General features: G+C 58.6%; 12 protein-coding genes and 2 pseudogenes. 6 read left to right on the top strand and 8 right to left on the bottom strand.

Features of this window, described 5'->3' with window-relative positions; all coding sequences use genetic code 11:
* Positions 1–233: 233 nt before the first annotated feature.
* The 4 genes and pseudogenes from tbsP to C450_RS20005 all read right to left on the bottom strand — a co-directional run bounded on the left by tbsP (position 234) and on the right by C450_RS20005 (position 6,914).
* Complete coding sequence (gene tbsP, locus C450_RS19990) at positions 234–1,067, bottom strand: transcriptional regulator TbsP (protein ID WP_049910558.1); 834 nt, start codon at positions 1,065–1,067, stop codon at positions 234–236.
* A gap of 99 nt (positions 1,068–1,166) precedes the next feature.
* Positions 1,167–1,466 (bottom strand): annotated as a pseudogene (locus C450_RS19995) (hypothetical protein); the annotation flags it as partial.
* Between the two features lie 104 nt (positions 1,467–1,570).
* The gene (locus C450_RS21180) at positions 1,571–2,014 is read right to left on the bottom strand and encodes a CARDB domain-containing protein (protein WP_080510354.1); all 444 of its coding nucleotides are present in this window, start codon (positions 2,012–2,014) and stop codon (positions 1,571–1,573) included.
* On the bottom strand, positions 1,944–6,914 hold the full coding sequence (locus C450_RS20005; RefSeq protein WP_449271558.1) for a beta-sandwich domain-containing protein: 4,971 nt from the start codon (positions 6,912–6,914) through the stop codon (positions 1,944–1,946). The genes C450_RS21180 and C450_RS20005 overlap by 71 nt, the downstream gene beginning before the upstream one ends.
* A gap of 426 nt (positions 6,915–7,340) precedes the next feature.
* Between C450_RS20005 and C450_RS20010 the strand changes: the two genes are divergently transcribed.
* Positions 7,341–7,640 carry a hypothetical protein gene (locus C450_RS20010; RefSeq protein ID WP_005046963.1) on the top strand — a complete coding sequence of 100 codons (300 nt, stop codon included), beginning with the start codon at positions 7,341–7,343 and terminating at the stop codon, positions 7,638–7,640.
* Positions 7,641–7,757: 117 nt separating this feature from the next.
* Here the strand turns inward: C450_RS20010 and C450_RS20015 are convergent, their stop codons facing one another.
* On the bottom strand, positions 7,758–8,768 hold the full coding sequence (locus tag C450_RS20015; protein ID WP_005046969.1) for a hypothetical protein: 1,011 nt from the start codon (positions 8,766–8,768) through the stop codon (positions 7,758–7,760).
* Positions 8,769–8,854: 86 nt separating this feature from the next.
* On the bottom strand, positions 8,855–9,112 hold the full coding sequence (locus C450_RS20020) for a hypothetical protein (RefSeq protein ID WP_005046971.1): 258 nt from the start codon (positions 9,110–9,112) through the stop codon (positions 8,855–8,857).
* Positions 9,113–9,715: 603 nt separating this feature from the next.
* Between C450_RS20020 and C450_RS20025 the strand changes: the two genes are divergently transcribed.
* Positions 9,716–10,546: a class I SAM-dependent methyltransferase gene (locus C450_RS20025; protein ID WP_152424560.1), complete on the top strand. Its 831-nt coding sequence runs from the start codon at positions 9,716–9,718 to the stop codon at positions 10,544–10,546.
* 297 nt (positions 10,547–10,843) lie between these two features.
* Here the strand turns inward: C450_RS20025 and C450_RS20030 are convergent, their stop codons facing one another.
* Positions 10,844–11,599 carry a hypothetical protein gene (locus C450_RS20030; RefSeq protein ID WP_152424561.1) on the bottom strand — a complete coding sequence of 252 codons (756 nt, stop codon included), beginning with the start codon at positions 11,597–11,599 and terminating at the stop codon, positions 10,844–10,846.
* A 493-nt stretch (positions 11,600–12,092) separates the two neighbouring features.
* On the opposite strand from C450_RS20030, the gene C450_RS20035 reads away from it, so the two are divergent.
* Together C450_RS20035 and C450_RS20040 are read left to right on the top strand one after the other, a co-directional pair.
* On the top strand, positions 12,093–13,583 hold the full coding sequence (locus tag C450_RS20035) for a hypothetical protein (RefSeq protein ID WP_005046979.1): 1,491 nt from the start codon (positions 12,093–12,095) through the stop codon (positions 13,581–13,583).
* Between the two features lie 295 nt (positions 13,584–13,878).
* Positions 13,879–14,820: a PH domain-containing protein gene (locus C450_RS20040; protein WP_152424562.1), complete on the top strand. Its 942-nt coding sequence runs from the start codon at positions 13,879–13,881 to the stop codon at positions 14,818–14,820.
* 283 nt (positions 14,821–15,103) lie between these two features.
* Here C450_RS20040 and C450_RS20045 read toward each other — a convergent pair whose 3' ends face one another.
* Positions 15,104–15,550: a DUF3592 domain-containing protein gene (locus C450_RS20045; RefSeq protein ID WP_005046982.1), complete on the bottom strand. Its 447-nt coding sequence runs from the start codon at positions 15,548–15,550 to the stop codon at positions 15,104–15,106.
* A gap of 208 nt (positions 15,551–15,758) precedes the next feature.
* Here C450_RS20045 and C450_RS20050 point away from each other — a divergent pair, with 208 nt between their 5' ends.
* Together C450_RS20050 and C450_RS21185 are read left to right on the top strand one after the other, a co-directional pair.
* Complete coding sequence (locus C450_RS20050) at positions 15,759–17,138, top strand: IS701 family transposase (RefSeq protein WP_005046983.1); 1,380 nt, start codon at positions 15,759–15,761, stop codon at positions 17,136–17,138.
* Positions 17,139–17,975: 837 nt separating this feature from the next.
* A pseudogene (locus C450_RS21185) lies at positions 17,976–18,974 on the top strand (IS110 family transposase).
* Positions 18,975–19,636: the final 662 nt, after the last annotated feature.

Here is a 19,636-nt window from a genome sequence, read left to right on the forward strand (position 1 = left end):
GGCTGAACTTGCGCAGCCCACACACCTCGGTCCGGTGCCTCTCACAAAGGTCTCGCTCGCCGTGGCTTTATCAACTCAGAACGCAACAGGCACCAGAAGGCCATCCAAGCACCTTCCATCCTGTGCCGGCATCACCACTCACATTCAGAACCTCCAGTGCTCCATGACCGCAGCGAGCACAGAACGGTGAAGCCTCGACGATAACGAGCGGGTCTCGGACCGAGACAGATGAACTACGACCCAGTCGTCGAGAGCAGGCTGGTAGCCACACTCACGAGTTCCTCGGCGTCGGCTTCACGCAGCCGCTCGTCGCCGAGCAGCAAGCGTTGTCGCGGGCGGCCCACGTCAATCGGCACTTTCTCCGTTTCGATCAGGCCCCGCTCTTCGAGGTGGTTTTTCGCCCGCGAGAACGTCGCCTTGCTCGCCACACCCACTCTCTCGCCCCACTTCGAGACATCGTAGAGCATCTCCTCGTGTTTCGCCGCCACAAGCACACTCACATCTACCTCATCGAGACTGCTCTCGGCACTCCGCGTCGTCGCAAGCGCCCCCACCATCTCCTCGAAATCTGATTCGACATCCGCACCGAACTCCGCTGTGAGCGAGTCTGCGACCTGTGAGTGTGCCGGCGTCCGCAACCCGAACTCCTCACCTGTCTCCCACGCACTTGCCCAGCGATTGCGGGTGGCGTCAACGAACTCGCTATCGTCACTCACAAGCCCTGCAACCGTCTCACCTGCCGGAACGACAGAGACCACTTCCTCGTCGGTGACGACCAGCATGTTCTCGAACGGTTCGTCGGTGGTTCGCACTGAGAGTGTCTCCGCTGCGATCAAGTCCGCGGCCGTGCTCGCAAGAACGAAATCACTCCGGAGCCACTTCAAGACGGACTCCGCGGCCAGCAGCCGCACTCTCGGGGGATCATCCAACGCTCGCAGAATCTCGATCAGTTCTTCGACGCTATCCTCGTCGAAACCAACACCGAGAATCTCGCTGACCTCCTCTGGCAGGACAGCGCGGAACACCTCACTCCGGGATGACCGAACGCTCGTTGTGTTAGTTGCCATCAGCTGAACTATGATTCCAAGGTATATCGACCTTTTGGCTACTATTTCGCGCCCTCAATGAACCGAGGCGACGAAGAATACAAGCTCCAGCGATTGGCGTCAACGCTCGTCTGACCCCGCACTGAAGGAACTTCCCGGTGAGAACTCCGTCAACTCCTTGATCTCCTGTTCCAGCCGGTCGATCTCTTGACGAAGCACATCGGCTTCCGGATCGTCACCCACCGCCAGCCGGTCTTTCAGCCCCTGAAGCCGTGTCTCTTTGCGCTCCTCGTCGACGTCGGCCTTCCTCACATACTCGCTCTCGGAGACGTCGTACACGGCCGACTCCGGCACAGGGACCACTTCCAGCGCTTCGTCGACCTTCCCGCGGTCGACATCCATCACTTGCTCACGATCGATCGATAGTGAACCGCCGCTTGAGACCCACTACTACTCGTCCGAGCAACGCTCCAGAGTGAGTATCGAGATCAAGGCAACGATCGCCGAGACGGTAGCGCCGGCAGTTAGCCTGCGATCACCGCCACCCCTCGAACGGATCGTTGGTGTTCGAGACCGTCAGCACGATTGTCTAGCGTGGGTGCCGACGACGCACTGACCTGCCCGCTCCCGTTCGCAGCGGTGATGGTCAGTGGGTGGGACGCGATCTCTTGGAGACTGGAGGCAACGTACGAATAGTTGCCCGGCTCCTTGTCCGCCGCGATCTCGTAGGTGAACGACACGGTGGTGCTCTCGCCGCCGTCGATCGTCACCTCCTGTGGCGTTGCCTGTGGCCGGAAGTTTGCGAGCATCTCCTGCGTGCCGAGTTCGCCGAGGTCGTACTGGCTGACTGCCGACGCCTCGCTGAGGAAGGGGTAGATCGTCTGTGTCCCTTCTTCGTCACCAGTGTTGGTGATGGTGGCGGTCGCCGTGAACTCCTCGCCCTGGCCGACTTCCGAGGGACCGGTCAGGTTCGAGACCGCGAANAGTGTTGGTGATGGTGGCGGTCGCCGTGAACTCCTCGCCCTGGCCGACTTCCGAGGGACCGGTCAGGTTCGAGACCGCGAAGTACGCCGGCTCCGGCTCGCCACCTTCGACCGAGATGTTTGCGATCGCACTATCGTCGGCCGTCTCGATCCCGTGCTCATAGGTGCCCTCCGTGGCCGGCACCGTCGGCGAGAACGCGACTGTCGTGCTCTCGCCCGGACCCAGCGTCACGTTGCTCGTGTTCGCCGTCGATCCGTTGAACAGGTACTCGACCGTCTGCGTGCCGGTGGTGTTGCCCGTGTTGGTGATCGTCGCATTCACGCCGATCTCCGCACCGGGTTCAGCCGTGGTGGGGGCGGAGAGGTCCGAGACCGAGTAGTTCGCCTCACCGGGAGTCTCGGACTCCTCAATCGTGATCGTCGTCGACGCCACCTCGTCGGCGGAGGCACCGTGGCGGTACTCGCCCGGTTCGCGGCTCGTCGAGACGTCGTAGGTGAACGTCACGGTAGTGCTCTCACCGCCATCGAGCGTCACTCGTTCGGAGAGATGGGAGCTGGCAGTGAACATCTCCCCACCGAAATCAGTGCCCGGCGGGAAGTAGAACACCGTCCGGGTGGTTTGCTCCGCCCCGGTGTTGGTGATCGTCGCGCTGACGTTGATCGTCTCACCCTGCGCCGCGGTGTCGGGCGCGCTCAGGTCCGAGACCGCCAAGAACGACCCGACCGTGAAATTCTGGGTGGCGGTGCCGTTCGCCGGCACTTCGACGAAGCTGATGTCGGTAGCGTTGTAGCCGTCGGCGTTCGCCCGCAGCGCATACGTGCCGCGGTCGAGATCATTGATCTCGTAGGAGCCGTCCTCGTCAGTGGTCACGTTGAACGCGCCTTGGTCGGCGTCGACCACGTGTGCACCCTCGATGGGCACGCCCGCGGCGTTCTCCACGTAGCCCGTGATGGAACCGTTACGCGGCGTGATTTGGAAGTCGACGCCCGTAACTTCCTCACCGGGTGCGACCGTAACGACCTCCTGCGGTCGGTACTCGCCCGGCGTGTCGGCGACGTTCACGACGTAGTTGCCCGGCGGCACGTCGAGGGTGTACGTGCCATTGTCCGCGGTCGTCGCCTCGTGGACGTTGCCCTCGTTGTCCTCGGCAGCGACGGTGACGTTCGCGACCGGCTCACCCGTGTCGCTCGCGGTGACCGTTCCGCTGATCGACCCGTCCATCGGGGCAAGCGAGAAGTCCTGGGTGACCGTTCCGTTCGCCGGTACCTCGACCGCCGTAGTTTCGTTAGTGTAGCCGTCGGGCGACACCGTGACGTTGTGCGTGCCCGCGGGCACGTCCTCGATCCGGTAGGTGCCGTCCTCGTCGGTCACGGCGGTATAGTTGCCGTCGTCGACCGCGACGGAGATGTTGGCCGGCGCGTCCTCGATCGGGTCGCCGGTCGCGTTGTTCACGACTGTGCCTTCGACGGCACCCCGATCGACATCGATCGTGACCGGCGCAGTATCTACATCATCTTCGGAAGTAACGGTATGGAACCAGTCCGCCGATATATCGAGGTCGTCGCCGATCGTGTAGGTGAATTCGATGGTCTCGCTCTCACCAGGGTCGAGCGTGACGTTCGCGGACGTATCATCCTGTGATGCCACCTCACCGGCACCAGTCCCGCCGGGACCGGTCACGTACGTGACCGTATTCGCCAAGGTTTGGTTCGCAGCCTCGGTGAAGTCTGGGTTTTGGACGAATGATTCCCGACCGAGCGATGACGCGAGCACCGTCGAGTTGGCGGAATCGGCACCCAGACCCGAGCCACCAATGGTACTGCTCTCTGCTCCGACATCCGCGATCACTTCGCCGCTGTAGCCGCTAAACCAACTACGATCAGCATAGTCCGCAGTGTGGATCGGAACGGTTTCGCCAGGATCGGCCATCCCTTCGAAGATCGGATGGTCTTGGGTGACATTATAGTAGACAGGCGTGCTGCCGCCGTCGCCATCGGTAGCGCCACTCGGATTGCCGGTTGCAGCGGATAGTTCCGGGATAGCGTCGCTGCCCGACCCCCAGCCGTCGAGCCAGACGACACCGGTCTGCTGACCGTTGGTCGCCTCAACGAATGACTGCACATCGAGTTCGGCTGGGTCAAGGTCCTGCATTACGAACGTGTCGTACTCACCGACCGCTTCCATCGCGTTCTGATCCTCGACCATCGTGACGTTGTACTGATCGGGGAGTTCCTTCCGGAGTGTCGAAGCGACCTGCTCGCCGTATCCTTCATCAGAGTCGACGACAGCGACAGCGGTTTCGCCCTGCATCAGGTCATACGTTACTGTTTGTTCGTCGGTCGCGTTGCCAGTGTTCTCAACCGATGCGGAGACGTTGATTGTCTCGCCGAGGCTGGCCTCGTCGGGTGCGTCGGTGATGTTGACGTCGAAGAACCCTTCAAGCACCATGATGTTCGCGGTCGCCGAGTCGTCTTCCGTGTGAACACCGTGTTGATAGGTTCCGGCGTTCACGCCCTCGGTCTCGATGTCTTCGAACCCGACGGTGGTGCTCTCGCCCGCACCGAGTGTGACGTTCGTGGTCCGCTCGCTGCTCCCGCGGAAGCGATATTCGACGGTCTGGGTGTCCTCCTGATTGCCCGTGTTCGTGACGGTCGCGTTCACGTCGAACGCATTGCCCTGCTCGACTTCACTCGGCGCGCTCAGGTCCGAGACGGCGAAGTTCGACCCGAGAACCGTGATCTCGTCGCTCGCGGAGTCGTCCTCACTGAATACCCCGACGTGGTAGTCACCCGCGCCGATTTCGTCCGCGTCGACCTCGAACGTCACCGTGGTCTCGTGTGGTCGGTCGACGGGATCGTCGACGCCCGCGGGTGCCATGTCGATCGTCTTGTTTGTGACCGGCGTTCCATCGCCGAGATCGCTCTCGTTTTCGGAAACGTGGAGCGAGACTGCTTGGATCGCTCCCTCGTCACCGGGATTCGTGAGAGTGGCAGTAACGGTGATCGTCTCGTTCTCGGCGACTTCGTCGGGTGCGGTCAGATTCGAGACCTGGATCGCGCCCTCGTCGAGCGTCCCCTGGACTTTGCGCTGGAGCAGGCGGAGGTCGTCGGTCGTGACCTCGCCGTCGCGGTTCATGTCCGCGAGGTTCGCGTTGAAGCTCTCGGGTTCCTCACCGTAGAGGTACTGCTGGGTCAGCCGAACGTCCTGGACGTTGACGTCGCCGTTCTCGTTGACGTCACCGAGTTCGGACTCGGGGGCGGAGACGGCGAGCTGCTGGGTTGCGTTGTAGACGTCGATGATACCCATCCCGTACCGGGTGTCCTTCTCGTCGTCCGGTGCCGGGGCATCGTCGGGTTTCCACGCCGTACTGTTGAGTGCCTGCTGGATCTCGGAGACCGAGGCGTCGGGGTTCGCCGAATGGATCAACGCAGTCGCGCCCGCGACGTGCGGGGTGGCCATCGAAGTGCCCGAGAAGGTGTCGTCGTACCCACCGCCGGGAACCGAGCTCAGTACGTTCACGCCAGGTGCGGAGACGTTCGGCTTGATGAACGTNGTGCCCGAGAAGGTGTCGTCGTACCCACCGCCGGGAACCGAGCTCAGTACGTTCACGCCAGGTGCGGAGACGTTCGGCTTGATGAACGTGTCCGGCCATTCGGCAGGTGGGTCGTCCCACTCACTTTTGTCGATGACTTGGCCGCTGGAGAAGTCAGCGATGTCGCCATCAGCGTTCGAAGCGCCGATGGAGAACGTCTTGAAGTCGTTGCCGGGCGAGCCGACACAGCCCTCGCCGCTGTTGCCGGCCGCGGCGACGAAGCTCGTCCCCGAAGCTTTGGTGTTCTCGACGACCGGAATCCACGCCTGGGAGTAGACCGGGCCGAACAGACCACAGCCTGCACCGAGGCTCAGGCTCGCCACGTCGGCTCCCTCGCTGACAGCCCACTGAACCCCGCCGATGACTTGGGTAGTCGAGCCGCTGCCGCCCGGAATGACCATCCCATGCATCAGCTGGACGTTAGGTGCGACGCCGATTGCCGTGCCGCTCGCGTCGCCGCCCGAAACGGTGCCGCTGACGTGCGTGCCGTGTTCGGCGCTGTCACGCGGTTCGGAGCCGGGGACCTGGTTACCGTTCTCGTCGAACTCGGCCCATCCACCGGGGTAGGTCGCGTTCGATTCGTTTTCGGTGTAGAGGTCGATGTCCGGGTGGTCGATGTCGACGCCGGTGTCGAGCACCGCGACCTTGGTTCCCTCGCCGCGGGTGTCGAACTCGTTCCAGGTCTGTGTGGCGTTGATCTGGTCTAACCCGTAAGTGGTGTTGACGTCGCTCGGGCTGGTTTCCGAGCGGTCATCCGCTGGTTGGACGTTCTCGGGTGGCTTCGGAACCGAGATCTCGCGGCTCTTGACGACCGCGTTGACACCCTTGATCTCGGCCAGCGACCGAACGCTGGTCCGATCCGTGTCGACGGTGACCGCGACGAGGTTGGCGATCCAGAACCTGTTCGTGACGTCGACACCACCGAGATCGCGGGTGCCAGCCATTACTGACGCCTGTGTAGACCTGGCGTGGTCTTTCAGCGTGGTGATGGTTTCCTCTCGGCTGGCACTCCGATCAACGGATGCTTGGTCGAGAACGAGTAGTGTCCGGACCGTCCCGTTGGCGTCCTGGAGCGCCGGATCGATCGGAGCCGTTTTGGATTGAGTCGAGTCAGCGGATTGGGCGGTTCGTGCCTGTCCACCAACGGAACTCAGCTGTGTGGTATCCGAAGCGATGCTGTGTTGTGCAGAGTGTTGGCCCACTCCCAGTGCACCAGCGAACGGTGCTGCCATGGAAAGTGTGACCACCCCCGCAACGATGATTGCGAGAAGTGTAGTGTATTTGCGTGACATAATTCACACGGTTTTGTTTCGGGAACACACGCAATAGTATATCACCGATTTCGGTAATATTCTCATGCGTGATATCCTCTGCCTCAGGCGCACCAATAATAAACCTACTCCTGTTTTCATGATCATAAGTATAGACTAATGGCTCGCAACGAGCGTTGTTGTACAATCTCCCACAATATTGGTCATTTGACTATATCTGCGGAGGGTGAAGTCTAGCAGATAATCTCCGCATGTGATTCTGAATATTATGTTATAGGCAAGAGTTCGTAAAGTCCTTGGGAAAATCGGCCGGCTACTTTTGTTAGTCGGCTATGACCGAGACTGATCGTTTCAGTTCCACCGGAACTCCAAAGAGAACCAGTGAGGAAATCACGTCCGAGTAGATATCTGGATCCTTTATCAACAGACTACATGTAAGGTGAAGATATGCCGATCAAGGAATATGAATGGGAGTCTCTGGAATACGAACATGAACCGCTGCTCAAAGCACTCGAAACCCAGCTCCAAGAGGGATTCCCCCAAGCATATACTCTCGAGGAGTTGGCGAACGAGCTCCGTATAGTGGAGGAGGTGGATGCCGAACCCGATCTCTTTCTTCGAACGGAGCTGTACGTGTACTTGGATATCCTCGTTGACCGTGGGAGAATCGAAGCCAAGGATTCTGGAGGGTACGTCCCTGAACCGACCACATACTACCGTGCAAAAGGCTCTGCGGAGACAGACTGACACCGTCCAGTTCGACTGCTGGAATACTGACAGCCTCCGGCGCTCGTTTCGGCCACTGCAGTGGCTCTCACGACCCTGGGGAGACCGGAGCCCTAACAAGATGAGAATCCGGTTGTTTCACTCTGCGCTGTCCGCGAACGCACTCCCTGGCGAGAACTTCGTTAACTCCTCGATCTCTTGTTCCAGTCGATCGATCTCCTGGCGCAGTACCTCCGCCTCGGGATCGTCGCTCACTGCCAGCCGGTCTTTGAGGCCCTGGAGCCGCGTCTCCTTGCGTTCCTCGTCGACGTCGGCCTTCCGGACGTATTCGCTCTCGGAGACGTCGTACACGGCCGACTCCGGCACAGAGACTACATCCAGTGCTTCGTCAACCTTTCCGCGGTCGACGCCCACCAACCGGTCGCGATCGATCCCGGTATCCTCGAACGCTTCCAGCACGGTCTCGTCGTCTTTCAGCGAGCGATTCTGGCGCGTGGTACGCTGGACCGAACCGTACTGGCCGTGAGCCGGCCGGTCGTGTTGGACGCGATCCAGCAGCACGTCAGTCACGTCCTTGCGGAGATCGTTGGCGTTGCGCTGGACATCCGACAACAACGTGTAGAGGTTGATCAGCGCTGATGTCTCTACCTCGTCGAAAGCACTCATCTCCTCGCGTTCGAGGACATCGATCAGCAGGAGCATATCCGCATAGACGTCGATGTCCGGCTCCTCGCGCTCGCTCTCCTGCTCGTCGTCCCCACCCGCGCTCATCGAGAGATGGGGCGCGTCGTCCAGCACTGCGCTCTCGTCGACCTCATCGAGCTCGGTCAGCGTCCCCTCGCGTTCGTCGAGCACGTATCGTGGATGGAGTGCAAGCACCGCCGCGTAGGGTTCGGCCTTCGGCGGCAGCCGGTCGAGCTCGAAGCCGTCGAGTGCCTCGTGGGTGTGCTCGGCGAGCGCTTCGAACTGCTCGCGATCCAACGGTTGTGAATCGCTCGAATCGGTATCCTCGATGATGATCCGTGGCTCCTGGACGTCGACGATCTGAAAGCGCCGCGATGCCAGCGGCGTGATCAACGTCGCGTCCTCGGGAAGTTCCTCGCAGCGCTCGCAGAGCGTTCCCCACGTCGCGCCGAAGGGTACGGGCATACTGTCTTGCTTACACAGCCGGTATGAAAACGTTCGCGGGCTTCACACGGGATTCCGAGTGAAAACGCCGTGCAATGGCCGGCGTGCTACTCTTGGATCGACGATTCCTCGTCGGTTGGCGTAATCCGAACTTGATCGTCAACGTAGTAGATACGCCCCCGATTGTCGAGCATGTCGAGCGCGTGGGCGGCATCCGACTCGGTGTATCGGTCATCCTCGGCAAGCAGTGCTTTTGCATCGGCTTTCGCGAGGCCATCTCTCTCGTCGTCTCTGTCGCCGATCGCCTCAGTTAGCACAGTGAGGGCATCGTCGGCGAACGGCGGGAGTCGCCGCTCTCGGTCCATGCAGGCGGTTTGGCTCGGCGACTATGAGTGTGTATCAAGCGGATCTGCTGGTACAACTCATCACGGTGTTCGATTCTCTGTTTCGAAACGTCCGGGATTGACCGGGGTGCTTGAGAGCACTATTGCCCCACCGCCGAGACGGATTCACTGATTCGAGGCGCGATTTCAGTCTTACCCCGTCAGAATTGAGGCGACCCCGGTCGCTGAGAGGCCACTGAAGCAAGCGGCAGAGCCGTTGGTTGCGACGGCCTTCGCGTGAGGCGGTACGGTTGGTGGTTGCGGCGCAGGAGTGTTTTGGACTGGTAGCCTTAGCTACACCTCCTAAAGCGATTGTCCCACTGTTCGGGACAATCGCCGTTGAGGGCGGGTCAGGAACGCCAGAGAGCGCGAGCTACCCGACGAGAGCTAGCGCCGCAGTGCAGTCCTCGGTTGTGAAATAGAACACCCGGCGCTAGCTCTCGTCGGGTCGGTTGCGCGTCCGAATGTGGAGTTCCTGCTTATCCTGCCCGCGCCGAGGCGGGGGTGCGGGAGCAAACGTCGAAGCCGTCGATTGCGATAGCACACGACAAGAAGGTATATATCGCCATCACTGCCGCCACTGATATGGACAATTACCGCGAATACGTCGAAGAGAATCGTGCTCACTGGGACGAACTCGCCGAACATCATCCTGATACCGATTCCTACGATGTTGAGTCGTTCCTTCAGGGCGAGTCCAGCTTGCGACGGCTTGAGCGCGAGGAATTAGACGCCACTGGCAGACGGCTGTTACACTTACAGTGTCACTTCGGATTAGATACTCTCTCATGGGTCCGAAATGAGGGGGTAGCTCATGCAACGGGCGTCGATTTCGCCCCGACTGCTATTGAGACTGCACGGGATTTACGCGACCAAATCGACCTCTCTCCGGACCAAACCCGGTTCATCGAGAGCGATATCTACGAGCTACCCGAGAACTTAGATGACACCTTTGAGATCGTGTTCACTTCCTACGGAACGATCTACTGGCTTCCCGATCTGACCCGATGGGCGGAAGTAATCGCTACTCATCTTGAGTCTGGCGGGACATTTTACATCGCTGATGGGCATCCGCTCGCTGAGCCATTCCACCATGAGAGTACCGCAGAGAACCTACAAGCTGCGTATCCCTACTTCAACACAGACCCGACGACCGAGGAGTTCGATGGAAGCTACGCTGGATGGGACTTCGGATTAGAGAATAAACGGTCTCATGGGTTTTCTCACCCGCTCGGTGAGATTGTCACCGCTCTAGCCGATACCGGCTTGCGGATTGAGTTCATACACGAGCATCCGTGGTCGTTCTTCCAGCGGTTCGATGTCATGGAATCGGACGAGGACAACCGATGGTGGCTCCCCGATCTGGAATACGACCTTCCGTTTACGTTTTCTCTAAAAGCGCAGAAACCCGCGTGACTGAGGATGCGATTTGAACCTGCAACGAAGCACTCCCTTCGTTACGGGGGAGCCCTCCGGCGTGATCGATACGAGACACCCCTCATTACGAGTGAAATCTGTCGGGATCGTCCCCACCTCAACCCCAATAGTTACATCTCGATAACGGGGTGTGGCTACGCCGAAGCGACACCCCACCGTTTCCGATGTTTCCGCGGGTGTGGTTGAGCTACCTCTTGCCGACAGGGATATTTTGTATTAAACGATGTGGGGCTACTGACAGCCTGTCAGAAACCAAGTGGTTGTTGACAGGGTATTTCAGATAGTCGAGTTGCGAGCCTGGCGATACGATTGAACAGTTCGGGTTGCAGTCCATCCAAGACCGAGAACAACTAGAGAGACGAGTCCAAGGATAATCGGTTCGCTCTCTAGCCCCCACTGAACCATCATCGTAAGGAAACGCCCGATAAGAGCAAGGGACGCTAAGATGGGCAGTAGAAGGAGTGAATAGCGTATCACGGTTTTGTTGGTACTCCCTCTCCGGAGTACGTCGTATCCATTAATACGGATCATTGCAACTTCACCGGCGGCTTTGATACCGATAATGGCGCTCACGAGCACAAGGGCGACGTACTGCCCTCCGATGAGACCGTTACCACCGACAAGATGTGCTACCATCTGTGTGGTTCCAATGAGGACACCAGCAGTAAGCGGGCCGATTAACAGTAGCTGTTTGGAGGGGCGTTCGTTGAGCGTGATAGTCACGATATCCTGAATGGTGCCAAGCGATGCGTCTGTGAGGACGAAAACCGCCAGACACAGGCGGATGATGAAGGTAGGATATTGGTAGCCATCTTTGATCCAGTCGAGACTCTCGGTGAATGAGTCGCCGCGTCCGCACTCGTATTGCTGCATCCGCACGGGCGCGGTCCCGTGCGGATGCCGCTGGTAGGTGCCGTTTTTCTTCGGTTGATCTGCGCCACAGATCGGACAGGAAGGACGTTGCTCAGTACTGCCATAATCCTCATGAATCAGTGACCCGTCGTCTTCGGTTGGTGCGGGTGTGGTGGTCATATTCACACATTCGCACCAATTGCCCTAAAGCTGATAGATTACGGTGTGAGTCTCAAATTGAATCGCCAATTTTGAGCAACTTCTCAGTAATCAGATATCCTCAGGAAGTAGCCCGGCAGGATTACCGTTGAGGGTGTCAATGACCCAACATAGATAAATAGATATACTCGTTCGCCATATTGCAGCGCATGACGCCGACACACCGAACGACCGCCACGAATACCACGAACGCCAAACGGTTCGAGCACGGGCAGGAAAGCAGTACGATCCCCCGAGGGAGAGACGGCTCGTGAATCGACGACGCGTACTCCGTGGACTTGCCGCTGGCTTCCCGCTCTTTGCGGGGTGTAGCGCACTGAGCGGGCAGGAAAATACAACTCAACCCAACAATACGACCACGGCGACGACAGATACTACGACAGCAGCGACGACCGCAACCAAACAGTCCTCCGTTGAAACGGACACAACCGAACGGTCTTCGACTGAGACTGAAATGGACGCAACCGAGCGGTCCTCGACTGAGACTGAAACGGACACAACCGAGACAGACGCGACCGAAACCAACCAGGGTGGGTCCACTCCCTCGACGGACATTCCCTACGCAGCGATGATTCCTGTCCCATCGGACCCGTCGGATTTCCAATTCGATTTCCATCAGATCGACGCGATCCGTGAGCGCAAGCGCGAATCCGCCGACTTCCTCCCCGAATCGTCCATCGAAACCGCGACCTATTCGGGCGGGGGCGGCTTCGAGATTCCGTATTCGGAGATCGAGACGCTGCTGTTGGCCGACTGGGACGTCGTGGTTGGCCCGTTCGAGAAAGAGCCAATCATTACGACGCTCACAGAGGGGGAAAGTGACGCCGACCTCAGAGAGACGTACAAGGGCTACGAGATTTACGTCGAGTCCGACGACGCCGGCGCGAACGCCTTCTCGGGCGATACGCTCATTAGCGGTCTCTTCCCCGACCCATCGCTCTCGGGAATCAAAGCTACCATCGACGCGATGAGTAGTGATGGCGAACGGTTCTACGACGCGAACGACGACTTCCGGGCGCTCGTCGATGCGCTCGGTTCCGGGGTAGTGGTCGGCGGATATCTCACACCCGACGCCGACAGCGAAAACCTGCGTAATGACGTCGGCTTCGGAACCGTCATCGACACCGAGGACGGCACGCCCGTGTTCTCGATTACGGTTTTGTTCGAGAACGCCGCCGCGGCCGACACCGACGCAGTGCGCCAACTGTTTGTCGAAGACCCCGAGTTCCGGACGTACTTCGACCCCGGAACCGTCACCGCCGAGCAAACAGGCCGGGTCGTCACGCTCACAGGCGAGTTCACCACCGAACAGACACAGACGACGCCGGGAGCCACGGCAACGACCGCGACGTCAGGGGGCGATCTCGTGTTGTCCCCGGTCGTGACGTATGAGAACACCGTGTACGGGTATCAGATCGACCATCCCGAAAGTTGGCAGGTGAACGACCCCGCTTCGCAGCGGGTCGAAATCCACAACCCCGACAGGGACGTCATCCGAATCACGACCGATGAAGAGCAGTATGCCACGTCCTCGCCCGAAGAGGTCGTCGACGAAGTGCTCGCCAACACGCGTGAGGCGGCGACCACGCTCGAAGTCTCGGACCGACATGAGACGACGCTCGACAGCGGCCAACCCGCGGTCGTCGTCGATATCACGTACGACATGCCGACCGACACGGATGGCTCTCTCAGAAACCACTTCCTGCTTGCGAAGCAGGACGACACAGCCTATCTGGTCGAATTCGTCGCCGACGCCACCGACTGGACGCCCACCGTCGAACGCGAAGTCCGACGTATCGTCGAGTCGTTCACCTTGACCAGTGGCACGACAGCCCTCCAAGGACTGCTCGGGTTTGTCCACGGACGCGTTCCCGGGCGGTTGTCACGTGAGACGAGAGCTGGAGCGACCACGCCGGTGATTACGGATGCCTTCATCCGTGTTTAGGCCGCCTTCTGATACGCGAACAGCCATCGACAGTAAGACCGTTTACGTCAACCCGACCTCATCGAATACAGGATGTGGGGACCTAACACGGTGAGAAAAGAGACAGTAATCCCCTCGATCCGTTGGGGACGGGCTGGTCATTGAATGCAAACGAGAACCACGTAGTATGACGCTCTCTCAACGATTCCGCCGAGGGATTCGACGGTACGAGTTACCGCTCGGCCTCCTCATCCTTAGCGTTCTCGGGGGTGCTGCTGGCACCGTTCTGGCGAGCTCTGTGGTGTTCGGAGCGGCGATGTTTCTCGCGTTCATGATGATGTTCGGTCTGATATACGGGCTCCCCGCGCTTGGCAGATGGCTTATCGAGCACTCGGGAGTCCTTGAACGCTCTAAGCAGGTGGACGCACTCTACCAGTGGGTTCTCTCCAACCATGATTTTGTCGGGGTCGTCCTGATATGCTTCGGATTCACCGTTGCTGGTGTGGGTCTCGCGGTCGTCGAAACCGGTGCGGATCGCCTCTTCGGAATTGCTACGGTACTCTTTTTCGGGCCGGGTTGTGTTTTCATTCTCGGCAGTAGCCATCTCGGCCATCGTATGAGTAACGATAGTGTCGAGAGCGTCCAGAGAGACAATCAGGTGGCAAATCGCACTGTTCACTATCACGACCAGCCTCACCAAGCACTTGTCTTCGAATCACCGGCTATTGGTAGCGAGGTCTGGCTCGCAACGCTCAGTTTGGCCAGTTGGACCGCAAGCGTGGTGCTCCTCAGTCTCATCATGCGTGGACTCATCGTATGGGTCCTCTTCATCTGTGGAATACTCGTGGGGTTGCTGACGCTCGCTGGCGTTCTCAAACTTCTCCGTGGCCGCTCGACCATCGCTCTCCTTGAGATCGGGGTCGTGGTGCGCGGGGGATACAGCTCCGTGTTCGTTCCGTGGGACGCAATCGAAGACATCGGACTCGTTGGATTTGGTTCAGTTGCCCGGATGCAGCCCTCCTTCGGTCTCACGGTGACCGATCGGTCGATGATCGAGGGATCGTGGCTGTTTCGCCTGCTCAGCAGGGCCAACCGGTTGCTCACCGGCTACGACATCGTTCATGGGATGACTGCTGGGCCGTTAACGAACCAGATTGAGATGGTTGTCAGCCATTTTCTCGATCATCCTGACGAGCGGTCGGAACTCGTTCGGTTCACCGATACTGAAGAACTCCTCGCCAGAGTCGATCCGTCCTGATGTGGGATGCTCCGGCGGGTTCGTAGACGTCTTCTTTTTTGGCTTCTTCCGGTGGGAGAAGGTGCTTGGCCTCGCCCTGATCGAAGGCGGCTAGGTGGATTCGTCATGCACAGTCATCCGCGAAATATCGACTACCGAAACTGAGTTCACCATTCGTTGTGCCTGAGAACTCCATCTGCCCAACCTCAGTTCCAGTCAGTATGGAGTTTCTCGATATTAGTGTAGTGTTTCTCAACCCTCATCCAATATCAGTGACAGCTGCATGGACGTTGGCATGGGTACATCAGAAAAGACTGAGTGCATACTGCACCACAAGTCCGACGACGGTGAAACCCGCCCCCAGCACGACGAACAACCCGTAGAGAAACAATCCGCTCGAGCTGCCTGCGATGTCGGCCGAAGCCGGATCGGCGGGGTCGTACTGAACGGTCACCCGCTCGCCTTCACGAGCAGGGGGTGGAGAGCGACCCGAGCGAGCTTCAGTTTCCACTTGACGATCATCTTGCGTCGTGAACTCCAATACAGGATAGTACACGACGTTGGGGTCACCGCCAGTTCGGGAGCCGCTCGACCGTGCACGCATATCAGTGACGACGCCCTCCGTCTGTTTCGCCCGCCGTCGGAACGACAGTGTTCCACGGAGTCCTTGTCCACCGACTAGTAGAAAGATTACGCCGATCACCGCGAAGAACACCCCGAAATACTCGGAAAGCACCTCAACTTGCAACATGCTTGTGGGCACTACTCGTAACACTACGATATTTCTTTCTGTGCCAGACTATACGCACCCCGATCACTGATTCGGTGTCCGTCAGAGAATCAATCACTAGTGGCGTCCTCGGCTTGGCAACTCTCTCCTACGCTCGCTGACTGGTCAGCGAGCAGTAGGTAGTGAGATCGAACGGCGGTTCCGAGTGCAGTCCTGATGTTTTCGTCCTGTGCTCGGCGTCACTCGTCTTCCACCGTGGTTCGAACAAGCCTTCGCGGCCTTTGAACCAGTCTTCACCGACAGTCGCAACGCTGATTCATTCAAACACCTCGCAAGCACGCTGATCCTCGGTGAAGCACAGTCGACCGTTAGTGAACTCTCCCGAGGGATTTCGCGTCCCGACGGGAGCGCGAAATCCCGCAGAGCCTATGATTACTTCTTCAGCGGTGCTGACTGGTCATCCACCGATCTCGCCCAATATCACGCCGAGTACGTCTTCAATCAGCTTCAGGTCGGTGCTGGTGACGACGTACTTCTCCACATCGACGACACGTTCGTTCCGAAAACCGGCGACGCCACCGATGGCGTCGCCCGGTTGTACAATCCCGTCGCTGGAGAGACGGAGCTGGGCAACAAGGTCGTCACTTCCAGCCTCCAAGTTGGGGACGTCTACGTTCCCTACCGTGCACGGATGTACGTTCCAGAGGATTTCGCGCCGGATTTCGACGAACCATTCAAGAAAAAGACCGAGATCGCGGTCGAGGAGATCGTGACGCCGCTCCAGCTGCCGGCTGGAGCGGCTCTCACCGCCGTCTTCGACTCCGCGTACTACGGCGACGAGAGAATCGTTGCGATCCAAAACCAGGGCCATGACGTCGTTTGTCGGCTGAAATCCGACAAACACGTCTCTCCACAGGGTGTCGTCTGGACCCAACGCGTCGACGCCTTCGCGTCGACGCTGGAGTACGAATCGACGACGATCACCGTTCGCGGGAAGGAGAAAACCTACGACGTCGCGAGCGAGATCGTCGAAATCGAGGACGTTGGACCGGTGAAAATCGTCGTGAGCAAGACCGAGGACACGACTCGGCACTACTTGAGTACGGATCTCGGCCGGTCAGCGGCCGAGATCCTCGAACTCGTCGAACACAGGTGGAACATCGAAACGGTCCACGAGGAATCGAACGCGAAGTTCGGCTTCAAGCAGTACCAGTTGGAGGGAAAACAGGCAATAGAGCGCTACATCCAGCTGGTGTTTCTCGCCTGGACGCTGGTGACGTTCTCAGAGCGGGCAAACGTGGCGTTTTGGGAAGAACGAGGCGGACTGAGCGTCCGCCTCGATCACGCCAAGGAAGCGTATCTCGTTGAAACGCTGCTCGAAATCACCGAGGAGGCCTCCCCGTCGCTCCCGCGAGCGGAGCGACGGGAGCAGCTGCATGAACTGGTGCGTGAGTTCTCGTGGTCTTCTCTCGCGAATTCTTTTGTTGCAATTGCTAATAAATATACTCCATCAAATGGACTGTGTGGTTTCTATGTTGATTTGATTCGAAGGATCTTCTTCGATAAAACGAACACAGCATCTCTGGCCAGATTAGATCTAGTTCACTAATTCAGACGATCTTGCCAAGCCGAGCTCTGTTAGCAGGCCCGCCAACAAAAAGATGTGCTGTTGACAAATATGAGATGATCCTTCCCGTCCACCCTGTCCGCAGCCACTCCCCTGTTTACAAGGTCCCGGTGGCGTGATCGGCGCGGCAGCACCCCGGTATCGAAATGTAGCTGTCGCAATCGTCCTCTAACTCTGACACGCACGGGCCGGATNCGGCAGCACCCCGGTATCGAAATGTAGCTGTCGCAATCGTCCTCTAACTCTGACACGCACGGGCCGGATCGCCATTCCCATTTTGTCCAGCGTATATCCCGAGCAGCGCGCAGCCGGTTCCAACGACCACTCCAAGCATACCCCAGACGGCTCCGTCGCTGCTGGAGGCGAGTATTATCAGGAGCGTCGAAATTCCGACGACGACCATCGTCCAAGCAGTGCCTAGCGTCTGTTGGGTAGGCTTTGAAACCATGCTATTGCTTATTGTGCCAGTGACATATATCTATCTTTGCCCTACAAGCAGCCACTTGACTTCTGACGGTGGCGTTCCGGCGTGATCGGCGCGACGACACCCCTCGTTCGGAGTGAAAATCAGTCGAGAAACGACCGCTCTTGCTGACTCGATGGAAATCCTGCTATCCCACGAGAGCGTGAGGCAAGTATGGGACGCAAGAGACCGACCATCCCCTGTCAGCGCTTCAAAGCGCGTGTTGCTGACTGGTCCGAGTGCGAAGGAACCCGAGAACTGGGCGCTACAGCCCGGGTGCCGCGCCGCGCGGCACCCGGGAAAGCCCGTATAGGTGATTCTCTGCCTCACGCACCGGCGTCCCGGAGTGATAGCAGATGTACCTTGGAATAGACATCCACAAACAGTACGCTCAAGTCACTGTAATGGACGAAAACGGTGAGATTGACCGAGAGGTTCGCGTCGAGAACGCGAACCTCGACGAGATCGCCCAAGAGTACGCTGGGTCGGAAGCCGCGATCGAAGCAACTGGCAATTACTACCACATCCATGACACTCTCTGAGAGTATCTGGATGTGGTCGTTGCCAATCCGTCAGAGCTGAACCTCATCGCTAATGCGGATACGAAAACTGATCGCGTTGATGCGAAAGAACTCGCTCGACTGGTCCGGTTGGGATCTGTTCCAGAGAGCTACGTCCCATCTGAAGAGATCAGAGAGTGCCGCGCACTCGTGCGCGGCCGACACAAGTTGGTCGAGAACCGCAAAGACTACGCGAACAAGATTCACGGGCTACTCACTGATCACGGTATCACACGGAAGGTGAAGCCGTTGAGCGTGGGTGGTCGTGAGTTCCTTGAGGAACTCACTCTCCCAGCACCGTGGGACACGCTACTTGAGACGTATCTCGAAGTGATCGAGACGTTCACCGACCAGATCGAACGTCTCGAGGTTGCGATCGAGGATCGAGCTGCGTCTCGCGAAGAGACGCAGCTCTTGATGACGATCCCAGGAGTGAGTTACTACTCGGCACTGCTGATCCACGCCGAGGTCGGTGAGATCGATCGGTTTGACGAGGCCAAGCAGGTGGTGAGTTACGCCGGATTCAATCCAGTGATCCGCGAGTCTGGCGACTCGCGGTTCGAAGGTGGCATCTCGAAGAAGGGGTCGGAGAAGCTGCGGTGGATTCTCGTCCAGTGTTCGCGCGTAGCAGTTCACAGAAGCGAAGACGAGTACTTGAGTCGGTTCTGTCAGCGGTTAAAGAACCGAAAGAGCGGAAAGGAAGCAATCGTCGCAACGGCCCGGAAACTGCTCGTCTCGATATTTCACATGCTCGATCGGAAGGAGGTGTATGACCCACCAGGTGTGAGTGCGTGAGGGACGCCTGAGCGGCGTCCCTCACTGAGCGGGCATATGCGGTCGATGAGCGGCTGGTAGCTCTCCGGAGGCCACAAACAGCACCACACAGTACCGACCGCATGAGGATAGACCGCAACGCCCTCCGGTGGTTCTCTTCACCAAGCCGTATCAGCAGTAGATCACCCTAAAATCTATATCGATAGCGGTGGTTTGCTTAGCCAGCAGGATTTCCATAGGTGACAGGGTGGCAACCCGAACAGAGGCGCGTTAGCTACACTACTAATTGGGCCATAACGAACTTATGAGGCGGAAGAACCCGAGAAGCGCGACTCCAGCACCAAGAATGCGGGTGACTACTATGTTCCAGTCTGTCGGTTCGACTTCAAACGAAGAACGCGTGCTGCCGATTGCGTCAATCTGTTCACCTACCCGAGTAATTCGTTGTGCATAAATGACCATACCGAGGCCGATAAGGAGAAGTGCTACGCCGAGAAGGCTCACCATGTGTCTGTATTTAGCTTCTTTAGATATTAGTTTGTTCGCCGGTCCTCACTCTTACGACCGCCACCAGCGTGGCTAGATCCAAAGAGGTTGACGACCATACTGTAACGTTCCTCACGGCCCACAGGGGGCGAGAGGACTGGCAGGATAAGGATTAATTCAGATGTCTCAGGGCTTTG

This window comes from Halococcus salifodinae DSM 8989 (genome assembly GCF_000336935.1).
GTDB lineage: Archaea > Halobacteriota > Halobacteria > Halobacteriales > Halococcaceae > Halococcus > Halococcus salifodinae.

Bases quoted from the DNA above. Each gene is read 5' to 3' on its own strand.
- tbsP (WP_049910558.1), bottom strand. From the start codon at position 1,067: ATGGCAACTAACACAACGAGCGTTCGGTCATCCCGGAGTGAGGTGTTC.
- C450_RS20010 (WP_005046963.1), top strand. From the start codon at position 7,341: ATGCCGATCAAGGAATATGAATGGGAGTCTCTGGAATACGAACATGAA.
- C450_RS20015 (WP_005046969.1), bottom strand. From the start codon at position 8,768: ATGCCCGTACCCTTCGGCGCGACGTGGGGAACGCTCTGCGAGCGCTGC.
- C450_RS20020 (WP_005046971.1), bottom strand. From the start codon at position 9,112: ATGGACCGAGAGCGGCGACTCCCGCCGTTCGCCGACGATGCCCTCACT.
- C450_RS20025 (WP_152424560.1), top strand. From the start codon at position 9,716: ATGGACAATTACCGCGAATACGTCGAAGAGAATCGTGCTCACTGGGAC.
- C450_RS20030 (WP_152424561.1), bottom strand. From the start codon at position 11,599: ATGACCACCACACCCGCACCAACCGAAGACGACGGGTCACTGATTCAT.
- C450_RS20035 (WP_005046979.1), top strand. From the start codon at position 12,093: ATGGACGCAACCGAGCGGTCCTCGACTGAGACTGAAACGGACACAACC.
- C450_RS20040 (WP_152424562.1), top strand. From the start codon at position 13,879: ATGTTTCTCGCGTTCATGATGATGTTCGGTCTGATATACGGGCTCCCC.
- C450_RS20045 (WP_005046982.1), bottom strand. From the start codon at position 15,550: ATGTTGCAAGTTGAGGTGCTTTCCGAGTATTTCGGGGTGTTCTTCGCG.